Source organism: Bacillus sp. FSL R9-9492, from assembly GCF_038007365.1.
In the GTDB taxonomy this organism is placed as follows: Bacteria; Bacillota; Bacilli; order Bacillales; family Bacillaceae_G; genus Bacillus_A; species Bacillus_A mycoides.
Genome location: NZ_JBBOXC010000001.1, coordinates 3,394,135 through 3,406,834 on the forward strand (window position 1 = coordinate 3,394,135; position 12,700 = coordinate 3,406,834).

Consider the following 12,700-nt stretch of genomic DNA (forward strand, 5'->3'; position numbering starts at 1 on the left):
CCGAGCAGTAAGACCCCCACCTCAAATTCAGCGAAAGCAAAGAAGTTAGGTGGGGATCAACTGCCCGTAAATGCCCGATTGGTGAAGGCTAATAATCAGTGGGGATGAACAAAATCCCCACTGATTAAAGTTTCACTTTATCTTAAATCGATAAACCTATACATTCTGTAATTTTTAAATTCTGTATTATTTTACTATTGACAAAGAATTTTGTCCATGCTTTATCGGATTTATTTTCTAAGAATAATAGCTTAATAGCCTTCCATTATTAGAAGTCATCCCTCACTATGTAAGCTTTTATCACTAACTATAATTCCATCTTCATCTACATAAACATATTCATTCGGTTTCCATTCGACTTCACCAAATTGCAATGAAATATTTCGCTCTCCTTTTCCTTCTTTTACACTTCTATTTGGCATCGTCCCTAACGCTAAAATACCAATATTAATATTTTTTAATTCACTAGAATCACGAACATATCCATTTACAATAATTCCTGCCAAATTTCTTTCTTCCGCAATAGCTGCTAAATTATCACCGAGTAACGCGCAATTTATAGAAGCTCCGCTATCAACAACTAATACTGTTCCTTCTGGCAGTGTTTGTAACCCCTCTTTTACTAGTACATTATCATCCTTCACTTTTACCGTTGCGATTTTTCCATAGAATTGTTCTTTCTTCCCGAAAGACCGAAAAGACTGGCGACATATTTGTAATTCCTTTTCAAATTCATCACATAGATCCGTAGTTTTCCACATCTCTTTCCCTCTTTTCTTTTCCTTTTATATTACATATTCTTGGATTTTTTTCGTTTCCCTGTCTAATGTTGCAACAATTTGTATGTGTAAGAAAAGGACAGAAAAACTATTGCCTTAAGAAGCCACCTTTATTATAATCTATTTCACGGATAAATTTCAGAATATTAAAAATTAATAAAGTGAAAAAGGAGGTGTTTTATGCAATTACAGACCGAGGCAAAAAAACAGCCTAGTAAACGAAAGTTTAAAATGCCTGACGCGTACGTACTACTATTTTTTATTGCTTTACTTTGTGCAATAGCTACATATTTCGTTCCTGCTGGAGAATTTAAAAGAGTTACAAACGGTACTGTTACAACGACAATACCAGGAAGTTATCATTCTGTTCCACAATCGCCGGTAGGGTTTGTTTCTTTTTTTACCGCTATTGAAAAAGGAATGACACTTGCTGCTCCTATCATCTTCTTAATTTTATTTACAGGTGGAGCCATTGCAATTCTTGAAAAAACAGGTGCTCTTGACGGTTTAATCTATCATGTAATTAACAAATTTCGGAATCAGCAATTACTTTTCATTTGTATTGTCGCCGCACTCTTTTCTATTCTCGGAACGACCGGTATTATCGTGAACTCAGTTATCGGCTTTATCCCCATCGGCATCATCGTTGCACGCACATTAAAATGGGACGCTATCGTCGGCGTAGCAATTATTTATTTAGGCACTTATGCTGGTTTTAATGCTACTATTTTATCTCCCTCACCTTTAGGCATTTCACAAAAAATCGCAGAACTCCCGATGTTTTCAGGAATTGGTTTACGTACGGCAATTTATATCTCTTTTTTAATTGCCACCATTTTATATATTAATTGGTACGTAAAACGTTTGAAAAAATCGAATAAAAGAAGCATTCTCGGTGACAACTGGTTTCCAAGTAATGCTCTTTCAAGTGAGAAAGAAGTTGAGAAAACTGAAGTTCCTTGGACAATACGTCATAAATTAATTTTACTCGTTTCGGCTTTATCATTAATTGTATTTTTAATAGGCGCTTTTCGTCTACATTGGACAGACGCAGAAATGACCGCTACTTTTATTTTCATAGCAATTACAGCAGGAATAATGGGTGGTATGAAAGCAAACGATATCGCTTCTACTTTTCTAGCAGGCTGCCAAAATCTCATATACGGTGCTTTGATCGTCGGAATGGCTCGTTGTATTTCAATCATTTTAGAACAAGGCAAATTACTTGATACAATCGTTAATCAACTCGCACAGTCTCTCGAAGGACATAGCCCTGTATTTGGCGTTCTCGGCATGTATGTAAGTAGTGCCGCATTACATTTCCTCATTTCATCCGGGACAGGAGAATCTGTTATTTTCATTCCGATATTAGCTCCATTAGCCGATTTCATGCATATTACACGCCAAGTTACAGTACAGGCTGTTATGCTTGGAGAAGGTGTAGTGAACTGCCTCAATCCAACTTCCGGTGTTTTAATGGGCGTTCTCGCAGCGAGCGGCATTTCTTATGGAAAATGGATTCGCTTCATGGCTCCACTTGCATTCATTTGGTTTATCATTGGACTTATTTTTCTTATTGTTGGCGTGAATATTGAGTGGGGACCGTATTAAAAGACTCATATTATACTTAACTTAATAAAATATCTATTCTCCAATCCTATAAAAATCACTTATTCTAGTATAGATATAAACAGGGATTGATCATAGTGATCAATCCCTTCTCTCAAAGTAAAATACCTTTAAATATTTTAATTCCAAATTTTATTTACCCATTCCGGATGATCAATAAAAGGATTACGATTATGTTGATATTTCGTAAAAATCACTTCATTACGCTTTCGCTCTAAATCATCTACCGGGTCTTGTTCATTCCATTTTAGTAAAACGGATAGTTTACCCATGTATGGATCTTTATTGTTATTCACCTTTTCATTTAATTCTAAGTCTATTTCGCCGTTGTCTCCTTCATAACGAACAGCCATGTAAAATAGCATTCTAGCGATATCTCCTTTTACACTATCACGAGGTTCCCAAGAATCACTATCGTACTTACATTCTGTCGCTTCTGAATGATTCACACCACCATTATCAAAATCCAGATTTCCACGTGAGCTATTTACAGATACATCCGTCGCTCTTAAATGATGCAAATCTGTTCCAGCTCCTGCAGCCGTTCCAAAATCACCGTGTGATTTTGCCCAAACATGCTCTCGGTTCCAATTATCAACTCCTGAACCATTCGTAAGTTTCCCTTGCGAACGCCCAGTATATAAGAGTAGCACATTGTTTTTATTATTTGGATCTTCATCAGTATCTCTTAGTGCTTCCCAAACCGCACTGTATGATAACTTTGTATGATCATCAATAATATTATGAAGTTCCTTCTTTAATTCTAAACCCATTTTTCCTATTGCATTATTATAATATGTATCGTCATAGCTTTTTACAATAATCTCTTGTGGTGATGCAGAAGCTACTTCACCGTGTATGATATCTGTGAATGATAGAGATGCAGTACCTAAAATAAAAAATGAAGATAGTGTAACCATAGCAAGCCTTGTATTTCTAAACTTCATATACCCATTTCCCCTTTAAAATATAATTTGAAGCTATTAACTAAAAAATGCTTTCTAGCCCCCAAAAACTTTTAGAAAGCCATACCCATCCTTTTCTTTTTATTTAATACAAAACTCTATTGAGTCTGTATTATTTCCACACTTTTTGTTTATCTACTTTTCACAAGGAATATCCTTCTCTAGTAAAGATTATTAAAATATTCTTTACAATTAAAAAGTAGTTTAATGTTAACTTATAAATTTCAATTTTTTTATGCAATTATGCATATTTGATAAATCGTTCGACTTTTCTTTTTTCTATAACTGTCTTTATTTTTTGTGTAAAACCCTTCTTCCTCTGTAGAATAAGTACAAAAATAGATTGGATACCATGTAAGGCACCAATCTATTTTAATTAAAGAAACTTTGGTAATTCTGAGTTCACAACACATTGTGCAGTAATGATAACATTTTTATATTGAGACAGAACTACTACTATTTATTTGGCATCGAATCTATATACTTTTTAACTACTTCATATACATATTCTTGATTTGCCGCTGCGGTATTTGGGTTATATTTTCCGCCGTTTGTTTTATTGTTAGATAATACTCGAATCCCTAAAAATGGTACGTCATAAGCTTTTGCGATTTGTGCTGCAGCAGCGCCTTCCATTTCTTCTACAGATGTACCGTATTTTGTATGGAACCACTTAATTCTATCAACTTCATTATTCCAAACGTCTGCTGAACCTATAGTACCTTCCACCACTTTACCTTTTGTATACTTGTCTTTTACTGCATTAGCTGCTGCAAGTAAATCCTTATCTCCCTCGTAGTATCGGATTTTCTCAGCATTTGGATCTTCTCCTGCACTCCCTTCAGAAGCCATTAAGTCCATAGATATCCATTTTGCCGGCTCAATCCCTTGGTTCTCATCCATATTTGTTGTTTTTAATGAACCTATATTCGCGACTTTCTTTCCTAAAACAATATCAAATACATTTAAATTAGGATCATGTCCACCTGATGTTCCTTGGTTAATAATCGCTATAGGCTTATATTTTTCAATAGCCACTGCTGTAGCGGCTGCTGTATTTTCCATTCCTTTACCTGTTTTCGCAACGATTACAGGATAATTATCTACAGTTCCTTTATAAAATACAAAACTCCCAGATTTTTCTTCTTTCACATTTTTTAACCTTTTTGCAAATTTTTCAGCTTCTATTGGCATTGGGCCTTGAATTAAGATAGGGTTTTGATTGCTTTTTGCCTCAGCTACTTGTTTTGGACTAGCATTACATCCTGCAAGTATTGCGAATGACAATGCGATAGTAGTTGCTAGGGAAGCATATTTTTTTAACGGGTTTTTCTTCATAAATAATCTCCTCTTTCTCTTGTTGTTTCATATACTCGGAGTTTTGTTCCAAAGAAAAAAGCTCTAGAAATTGTAGAAAAATCTCTACTTTCTAGAACTACGGTAGTCAAAGTTAATTAAGCAAAAGATGAGGCCAATGCTAAATTATAGATCAGTAGCGGCTCAATACACCGAACGACCGAATACTTTAACCCGTAGTCCAGTTCTTTCATTGGGAACTAGGTAGAAACGCTCGGACCATATTACCGAGTATATACGAGTGATGATGTGTAAAATTATTATATTGGTAATATATCAAACTTTTAGTGTGCACGCAATCTAAAAGTGAACGTTTTTATTAAAAATATTTTTAATGTTCGTTTTTAATAGGTTAATTAATCGTATACCCCATTTTGAAATGGAAAATATCACAAAAAAATTTACAATCCAAATGCTAAACTAAATCCGCCTCCAACAACCGACCTTGTATCAACAATTGATTTTCCTCACTTCCGCCTTATATTGAGCTGGAAGTCTTATTCCCCTCATATTGCGAGATAAAATTCGCACTTATCCAATTCACAATTATTTCTTCTAGCATCGGGTGAAGCGGCTTTCCCGCTCCCTCTTTATAGTTCTTTTGAAGCTCTAATACTTTAAAATCTCTTTCAAAACTTTTTAAACTATGATCCATATTTTTTACTACATGTACCTCAGAATCACCTTTCACATAATGACCAATTCGCTTCGCTTTTTCTGGATCAGCCTGAATGTCTTTATCACCAGCGATTGCTAGTACTGGACATGTTACTTGTTTTAAATCTTTATAAATATAGTTCTTTCCGTTCAGCCAGCATTTTATTATACACAAAGCGTATACATCCGAACGTTTTACGTATGAGATGTGCTTGTTCTTCTGTGGGATACAGACGAAATTTGTACGCCTTATTCTGCTTTGCCATATCCATTCACCTCATTTTTCGCTTCATTTCCCATACGCTATGACGGTAATCACACAACCTAAAAGATTATTATCTACTTTCATTGTTATACCAAACGTTACCTCTTATAAGACTGATTATATCAAGGGCGAAATAAATAGGAAAACCAAATGTTTGGCTACACCAAACCGAAATTCATCTCCCACCTACCGCTAGACTATCGCCTTTCACACGCCCCAGGAAGGAGACTCCTTTCGGATAATACGTTAAAACTATGCAACTCTCTACCTAGTATTTCACCGTTATCTTATAATAATGACAAAAAGGATTGATTATAGTAATCAATCCTTTTTACTTTCACCGCTCAAAACTAAATCTCTGCATCTAATAAATTGTACTCATTGTCAAAAGAAGCATGGATTCTATGTCCACCAAATACATCTCCATCATTATATTCGCAATATATATCATTTTCTCTAATTACAATGTCCATAAGAGTAATAGATTGCTCAAATGTTTCTTTCGTCATATCATATTCGCCTGCATCTACAGCATCCCAATCTAAATGTTCATCATTCTCATCATATTCAGGCCAACAATCATTTTTATACTCTATTAATTCTTCCGCTATAGCGACCTTAGCTTTTTTATCAAATTCTTCTAAACATATATAAAGCTTTTCTGCTCTTTTCATCATTTCATGTACATGTACAAGCTCTTTTCCAATATCCAATCCCCAATGTACTTTTCCTTCGTTTTGTTCATATGTATGAAAAGTTTCATTAAAGATAAACATTCCAATTAATTCACTTTTTATTGATTTTTCCATGATTTCATTTCCTTTCTATCTGTGAAAAAGAAACTTTAATTAGCTTGATGGGCATGTGAAGATCCCCTTTCCCATCAAAGGTATCCCAAACTAGATTTTAACCCTGACTTTTTAGAGACATAAATAGTCATGATATGAACTCACTTTTGGTTTTCGATAATTTTTTTGTATTATTCTTTATGAAATGAACAAATAAGGCGATTAAAGGAAAAGCTGCTCCAATGAGTAAAGTTACTTCACTATTAAATTTATAGTACGTATAACTTCCAACCCATGAACCAACGGCTCCCCCCAAAAAGAAGATGGTCATATATAATCCATTCAGTCTGTTTCTTATCTCGGGATTCAAACTAAAGATAACTTTTTGACCTAATAATAAATTTCCTGCTACACCAATATCGATGCAAACGCCTGAGATAAGTATTAATATCATACTAAATAGTGAATGATTTTGAACAAAAAATAATAGTATGATTGATAATAATACAAGCGCCATTGATACATTAGTCATTGTAAAAATATAACCTTTATCTGCTATTTTACCAATAGTAGGAGTTAATAAAGCTCCAGCTATTGCAACAAAGCCAAACAATGCAATTTCATTATTTAAGTAATGTAATGGTTCTGACCTTAATAAAATTGGAATAACTGTCCAATAAAGACTAAATGTCGCGAATAAACATGCGTGATAAAAAGCTCTTTGTTGTAACGATGAAGTATGTATTAATAGTTTTACCATAGAAGCTATTAAATTTTGATATCGCATGTTACTAGTTGATACCACTTCATAGTCGGGTAAAAATTTTATAATTAACAGTAAGATAACAACTAAGACTATTAATGAAAAAAGGAATACCATTCTCCACCCGAACCAGTCAGCTATTCCGATAGATAATGGGCGAGCAATCATAATGCCAATCAATAAACCACTCATTACTTTTCCGACATATTTCCCAGTCTCTTCAATAGGCACAATCCTCATTGTTAGCGGAACTAACATTTGAGCCGCACAGACTCCAATGCCAATTATAGTTGTTAATAGTAAAAAAACAATTCCATTTGTCGAAATTAACGCACCAATTAATGAAAGAATAGTAAGCCCGATAAGACCCCCTATTATTTTCTTACTTTTAAATAAATCTGCCATTGGTACGATAAAAAACAATCCTAATCCATACCCAATTTGCGTAAAAGTAGTGAGCGATCCAGATAAATCAGAGGAGATATTCAAGTCCTTTGCAATGAATTGTACAATTGGTTGCGCATAATAAATATTTGCAGCAAGTGAGCCACAACTAATCGCTAAAATAAATATTAGAAAATTTGTCTTGTTATTCAACTTTACCATTCCTTTCTTTTTTGGAACGTTCATTCCTAAATCATTAAAAAAAGAAAGACTATAGGTCTGCAATAGTCTTATCCACTAGGCGATAGGCTAAATTTTTTTCTTTTTTATATTTGGACATTATATTCAAGCTGTGGTTTAAACTTAATAAAGAATATGCAACTAATTCAGTATCAGCCTCTTGTGAAATCTCGCCTTTCTTTTTTCCTTCTTCGATAACTCGCTTAAATACTTTTTCAAGTTCATTAAAATCATTTATAAGTATTTCTTCTATGGCAGGATCAATTTGTCCAATAAGCAGAGAAGAATTAGTTATAATACAACCTTTTGGAATTTCATCTGAATAACATTTTTCAATATGTTGATAAAAAAAGGATTGAAGTGATGCTTTTGTGTTTATACCACTAAAAAGTAAATTTCTCTTTTGAGAGCCGTAATTTTTATAATGTTCCAAAACTAGTTTAAATAGTGCATCCTTATCTCCAAAACTATCGTAGAGAGTAGAGCGACTTATGCCCATCGTTTCAATAAGGTCTGATATATATGTAGCATCATAACCTTTCTCCCAAAATAAATGCATCGCTTTATTTAAAGCATGTTCTTTATTAAAACTAATCTTTCTCCCCAATTAACAACACCCCCTATTATATAATTTAGTATAAATTTTTCGGAACGATAAGTCCACAAAATATTTCGAAATTAACTCTTCCGTTAGAAGACGCTTTAAAGGTTTATATAAATATCATGCTGAAAATGCTCTCTAAAATCAAAGGCAGGAACATATTTGATATGCTCCTGCCTTTTTATTGTGGGGGACCGATACATAGCCATCTAGCTGAGATTTTGAAGTGCTTCAAAATCAAATATTTCATCTCACTACAGTTTTCTATGAAAATCCAGTGACCAGATTATTTACATAATTTTCGATATCGAAAGTAGATTAAATTTATTTTTAAAGTAGATATACCTAGTAAAAATTCTTGAATTGTGCCCATTTGTTGAAGTTTAATTTTCATTATAATTTTTGTACTGAGTCCAGTGCTTTTTTTAATTCGTCTGGTTTTTGAGTGCCGATTACCACTGTGTTATATTTCAACTTTAACTCTATACCTTTATTTCCATTCATGTTATAGGCTTTTTCATTCTTAAGGTTAAAACGAATTCCCCATCCCCCAAATCGTTTTAGTGGACTGTAAGTAATGCATTCATAATGATGTATATTTTTGAAAAGGTACTGCTTATATTGAGAATGAAAAGGAACAAAACGAACATAAAGACCTTTTTCACGGACCTCAATGATCAGTTTCAATACTCCAAGCATTAATATAGGAAAGGCAATTCCGAAAAACAACCACAAAACAATTAATATACCATTAGGAGCTGGTTTATCTCCAAACGGGGTATCAAGAATAATTTGTTGAATGAATCCATACCACATCAGTATGGCGATCCCTAATATGAGTATCCATACCCAAATTGGGGATCGCTGAACTTCACGAAAGATAACTTGTTCTTGTTGTTTCATTAATGATTGTCACATCCTAAATGTTTTATTTTTTCTCACTAATTTTAAGCCGTTTTGCATTTATGAAAAATGCGCTTCCAATTGTGAATATAACGGAAGAGATATACATTGTTATCCCTGAGTATTTATTATCAAACATTATAATATTAAGTAAATTAATGAACATCATCAATATAAGTGATATGTACAATCCATTAATATATTTCACTTATGGCCCCCCTTTACTTTACTTTTTTTCTTTTCTTTTTCATCTCTTTTTTTCGGTAACTCCTATGTGATAAATAGTGGTTTCTAAAGGTATTGTTTAGAATATCCTTTTTCCCTATTTTACCATTTGAGAGAGGTGATATGTTGTTTGTTTTCGGTTGAATATTGTATACATATTCGGTTAACATAACGTCCTATTATCAGTAGCAAGAAAAAAGGAGAACCCTACTCTCACGAGGGAACCTTCTTTTTTAGTTCTATGAATCTATATATATTTATACCCTCCTATACTGGCACGGTTTTAGGGTTCTTATTTGTTACTGGATTAGCCAAACAAATGATTAAAATTACACATCCATATTATACTTATTAAACTAAAAATTCAATCTCTTTTTATTTCATTCATTATGTAAATAAAAAAGGATAATTCGCCCTCATAATGGACTAATTATCCTATAAATCTTTATCTAAATTTAATAAAATTAGAACTTCTTTTCCTATGTATACTTATTTCGTTATTTCACCAAACTGCGCTCTCGTCACTTTCGCCAAGTCATCAACTTTAAGCTCAATTTGTACTCCAATTTTCCCGCCACTTACAATGATCTTTTCAAGCGATTGAGCACTCGCATCAATACATGTAGAAAATAACTTCTTCATTCCTACTGGTGAACAACCGCCGCGAATATACCCTGAAACTTTCGTAATATCTTTAACAGGAATCATTTCTATCTTCTTTTCACCGACCGCCTTTGCGGCTGCTTTTAAATTTAGTTCCTCATCTACTGGGATAATGAACACATGATAATCCTTACTATTCCCTTGAGCGACAAGCGTTTTATATACCTCTCTCACTTCTCTACCAATTTTCCCAGCAACTGATACGCCATCAATTTTCCCATCGTCCGGATCATATGACATCATCGAATATTCAATTTTTTCTTTATCTAATATTCGCATCGCATTTGTTTTATCTTTTTTCATAGTGTTCTCCTTAAAAAGTTATTTCATATTATTAAGTTTTCTTTTATTATACACTCTTTTCAATTTCTCCTACATAACTTCACGTATTCTTCAAAACTGAAAATATTGATATTTCCAAATTCATCTGATATAATTTGGAAAAACTTATGTTAAGGAGAGATTTTTAATGCGAACTTTTAATACTTCTTTCCAACTTCATCATCATACGTAACGCCGTGTATCCGAAGAAAAATTTTTCTTCGTGGGTACAGGGCTTTTCCTGTTGACCCACGAAGCGTTCATAAAGCTATGTGGGTATTTTTATACCTGCATAGCTTTTTTTAATTTAAAAGAGGAGTGATTATAGTGGAAATGAAAAATGTAAAAGGAACAAAAGACTATTTACCCGAGGAGCAAGTGCTGCGGAATAAAATTAAAAGAGCGTGTGAAGATACATTTGAACGATATGGATGTAAACCTTTAGAAACACCAACGTTAAATATGTATGATCTTATGTCATACAAATACGGTGGTGGTGATGAAATTTTAAAAGAAATATATACACTTCAAGATCAAGGAAAACGTGAGCTTGCCTTACGTTACGATTTAACTATTCCATTCGCCAAAGTCGTCGCGATGAATCCAAATATTCGCCTCCCTTTTAAACGTTATGAAATTGGGAAAGTATTTCGAGATGGTCCAATTAAACAAGGGAGATTTCGTGAATTTATTCAATGTGATGTTGATATAGTTGGTGTAGAGTCTGTCATGGCAGAAGCTGAACTCATGAGCATGGCGTTTGAACTACTCCGAACGTTAAACTTAGAAGTAACAATTCAATATAATAATCGAAAATTATTAAACGGTATTCTCCAGTCTATTAATATCCCTACTGATTTAACGAATGACGTAATTTTATCATTGGATAAAATCGAAAAGATTGGGATTGATGGTGTACGAAAAGATGTATTGGAGCGTGGAATTTCTGTAGAAATGGCCGATACAATATGTAATACCGTTTTATCCTGCCTAAAACTTACTATTGCCGACTTTAAAGAAACTTTCAATAATACACTTGTTACCGATGGAGTAAACGAATTGCAACAATTACAGCAATACTTACTCGCTCTCGGAATAAATGAAAATACAATATTCAATCCGTTTTTAGCAAGAGGACTCACAATGTATACAGGCACTGTGTATGAAATCTTTCTAAAAGACGGCACGATTACATCTAGCATTGGTAGCGGTGGTCGTTACGATAATATTATCGGAGCCTTCCGTGGTGATAATATGAGCTATCCAACTGTAGGGATTTCATTCGGTTTAGATGTTATTTATACAGCACTTCAAAAACAAGAAAAGATAGCATCTACAGCAGATCTTTTTATCATTCCACTCGGGACAGAATTACAATGTTTACAAATTGCAAAGCAATTGCGCTCTACTACTTCCTTAAAAGTCGAACTTGAACTAGCCGGACGTAAATTGAAACGTGCCCTAAACTATGCAAATAAAGAAAATATCCCTTATGTGCTTATAATTGGTGAAGAGGAACTATCTACAGAAACAGTTGTGCTGCGAAATATGAAGGAAGGTAGTGAACTAAAGGTTCCCCTTTCTTCTTTAAGTAATTATTTATAATACGAACCACCCTCATGTGGGTGGTTTTTCTAGTGAAGAAATAAAATCCTAACAGTTTACATAATATAATTATCAAGACCCCAAAAATGTGATTAACAAAAAACATATCCACTCGCCCACTATATTTGGTAATATATTCATATTGACTTATTTAGGAGGAATTTACTTTGAAGGCAGTCGTAAAAGCTTTAAAGTGGACTACAGGTATTTCCCATCTATTATTAATTCCTTGTTATCTATTTCAAGGGCTAGTTGACTTATCCGGGATACCGTTTTTTATAGTAATTACTTTACATATCATCACTATTGTATTAGCTAAAAAGGAAGGTATGAAAGGCTATGCTAATTATATAGGAATCCTCACTATTCTAGTTGCTTTCTTTCCCTATATACAAATCGCTATACATATTATAGCGTCGATTTTCCTTCTATTAGATGCAGCTTCCACAAACACAAAAGAAGTTTATGATTCATAGTGGATTGAAAAACAGAAATTAGAGAAAGATTTTTCAACCATATACAAAAAAAGAGGGCAGATATGCATCTCCCTCTTTTT

At 33.6% G+C, this 12,700-nt stretch carries 12 protein-coding genes, 2 pseudogenes and 1 riboswitch; of the genes and pseudogenes, 3 read left to right on the forward strand and 11 right to left on the reverse strand.

From position 1 onward, the window contains the following. Positions 1–275: 275 nt before the first annotated feature. The gene (gene rraA, locus MKY70_RS17250) at positions 276–761 is read right to left on the reverse strand and encodes a ribonuclease E activity regulator RraA (RefSeq protein WP_341074539.1); all 486 of its coding nucleotides are present in this window, start codon (positions 759–761) and stop codon (positions 276–278) included. A 198-nt stretch (positions 762–959) separates the two neighbouring features. Here rraA and MKY70_RS17255 point away from each other — a divergent pair, with 198 nt between their 5' ends. Next, complete coding sequence (locus MKY70_RS17255) at positions 960–2,390, forward strand: YfcC family protein (protein WP_341025350.1); 1,431 nt, start codon at positions 960–962, stop codon at positions 2,388–2,390. Positions 2,391–2,527: 137 nt separating this feature from the next. Here MKY70_RS17255 and MKY70_RS17260 read toward each other — a convergent pair whose 3' ends face one another. From MKY70_RS17260 to ybaK, 10 genes and pseudogenes are all read right to left on the reverse strand, one after another. Then, on the reverse strand, positions 2,528–3,355 hold the full coding sequence (locus MKY70_RS17260; protein WP_085311928.1) for an endonuclease I family protein: 828 nt from the start codon (positions 3,353–3,355) through the stop codon (positions 2,528–2,530). Positions 3,356–3,829: 474 nt separating this feature from the next. Then, positions 3,830–4,711 carry a 5'-methylthioadenosine/S-adenosylhomocysteine nucleosidase gene (locus tag MKY70_RS17265; protein ID WP_088031821.1) on the reverse strand — a complete coding sequence of 294 codons (882 nt, stop codon included), beginning with the start codon at positions 4,709–4,711 and terminating at the stop codon, positions 3,830–3,832. 175 nt (positions 4,712–4,886) lie between these two features. After that, a riboswitch (purine riboswitch) is annotated at positions 4,887–4,990 on the reverse strand. Positions 4,991–5,207: 217 nt separating this feature from the next. After that, positions 5,208–5,522: pseudogene (locus MKY70_RS17270) on the reverse strand (alpha/beta hydrolase); the annotation flags it as partial. Next, positions 5,521–5,652: pseudogene (locus tag MKY70_RS17275) on the reverse strand (helix-turn-helix domain-containing protein); the annotation flags it as partial. The pseudogenes MKY70_RS17275 and MKY70_RS17270, both read right to left, overlap by 2 nt. Before the next feature lie 349 nt (positions 5,653–6,001). Further along, entirely contained in the window at positions 6,002–6,460 is a 459-nt protein-coding gene (locus MKY70_RS17280) for a DUF2262 domain-containing protein (RefSeq protein WP_088031823.1), read from the reverse strand. Positions 6,461–6,587: 127 nt separating this feature from the next. Then, on the reverse strand, positions 6,588–7,808 hold the full coding sequence (locus tag MKY70_RS17285; protein WP_088031859.1) for an MFS transporter: 1,221 nt from the start codon (positions 7,806–7,808) through the stop codon (positions 6,588–6,590). Between the two features lie 49 nt (positions 7,809–7,857). After that, positions 7,858–8,433, reverse strand: a complete 576-nt coding sequence (locus MKY70_RS17290; protein WP_341025352.1) for a TetR/AcrR family transcriptional regulator — start codon at positions 8,431–8,433, stop codon at positions 7,858–7,860. 387 nt (positions 8,434–8,820) lie between these two features. Continuing rightward, the gene (locus MKY70_RS17295; protein ID WP_088031825.1) at positions 8,821–9,330 is read right to left on the reverse strand and encodes a DUF6141 family protein; all 510 of its coding nucleotides are present in this window, start codon (positions 9,328–9,330) and stop codon (positions 8,821–8,823) included. A gap of 25 nt (positions 9,331–9,355) precedes the next feature. Further along, entirely contained in the window at positions 9,356–9,538 is a 183-nt protein-coding gene (locus MKY70_RS17300) for a hypothetical protein (RefSeq protein ID WP_088031826.1), read from the reverse strand. Between the two features lie 506 nt (positions 9,539–10,044). Beyond that, complete coding sequence (ybaK, locus tag MKY70_RS17305) at positions 10,045–10,521, reverse strand: Cys-tRNA(Pro) deacylase (protein ID WP_088031827.1); 477 nt, start codon at positions 10,519–10,521, stop codon at positions 10,045–10,047. 342 nt (positions 10,522–10,863) lie between these two features. Between ybaK and MKY70_RS17310 the strand changes: the two genes are divergently transcribed. Together MKY70_RS17310 and MKY70_RS17315 are read left to right on the forward strand one after the other, a co-directional pair. Next, positions 10,864–12,144, forward strand: coding sequence for a histidine--tRNA ligase (locus MKY70_RS17310; protein WP_088031860.1), 1,281 nt, complete (start codon positions 10,864–10,866; stop codon positions 12,142–12,144). A 167-nt stretch (positions 12,145–12,311) separates the two neighbouring features. After that, entirely contained in the window at positions 12,312–12,620 is a 309-nt protein-coding gene (locus MKY70_RS17315; protein WP_060750686.1) for a hypothetical protein, read from the forward strand. The last annotated feature ends 80 nt before the right edge of the window (positions 12,621–12,700 follow it).

What these genes read in the sequence shown, in the direction of transcription:
- rraA (WP_341074539.1), bottom strand. Translation starts at nt 761, where the DNA reads ATGTGGAAAACTACGGATCTATGTGATGAATTTGAAAAGGAATTACAA.
- MKY70_RS17255 (WP_341025350.1), top strand. Translation starts at nt 960, where the DNA reads ATGCAATTACAGACCGAGGCAAAAAAACAGCCTAGTAAACGAAAGTTT.
- MKY70_RS17260 (WP_085311928.1), bottom strand. Translation starts at nt 3,355, where the DNA reads ATGAAGTTTAGAAATACAAGGCTTGCTATGGTTACACTATCTTCATTT.
- MKY70_RS17265 (WP_088031821.1), bottom strand. Translation starts at nt 4,711, where the DNA reads ATGAAGAAAAACCCGTTAAAAAAATATGCTTCCCTAGCAACTACTATC.
- MKY70_RS17280 (WP_088031823.1), bottom strand. Translation starts at nt 6,460, where the DNA reads ATGGAAAAATCAATAAAAAGTGAATTAATTGGAATGTTTATCTTTAAT.
- MKY70_RS17285 (WP_088031859.1), bottom strand. Translation starts at nt 7,808, where the DNA reads ATGGTAAAGTTGAATAACAAGACAAATTTTCTAATATTTATTTTAGCG.
- MKY70_RS17295 (WP_088031825.1), bottom strand. Translation starts at nt 9,330, where the DNA reads ATGAAACAACAAGAACAAGTTATCTTTCGTGAAGTTCAGCGATCCCCA.
- ybaK (WP_088031827.1), bottom strand. Translation starts at nt 10,521, where the DNA reads ATGAAAAAAGATAAAACAAATGCGATGCGAATATTAGATAAAGAAAAA.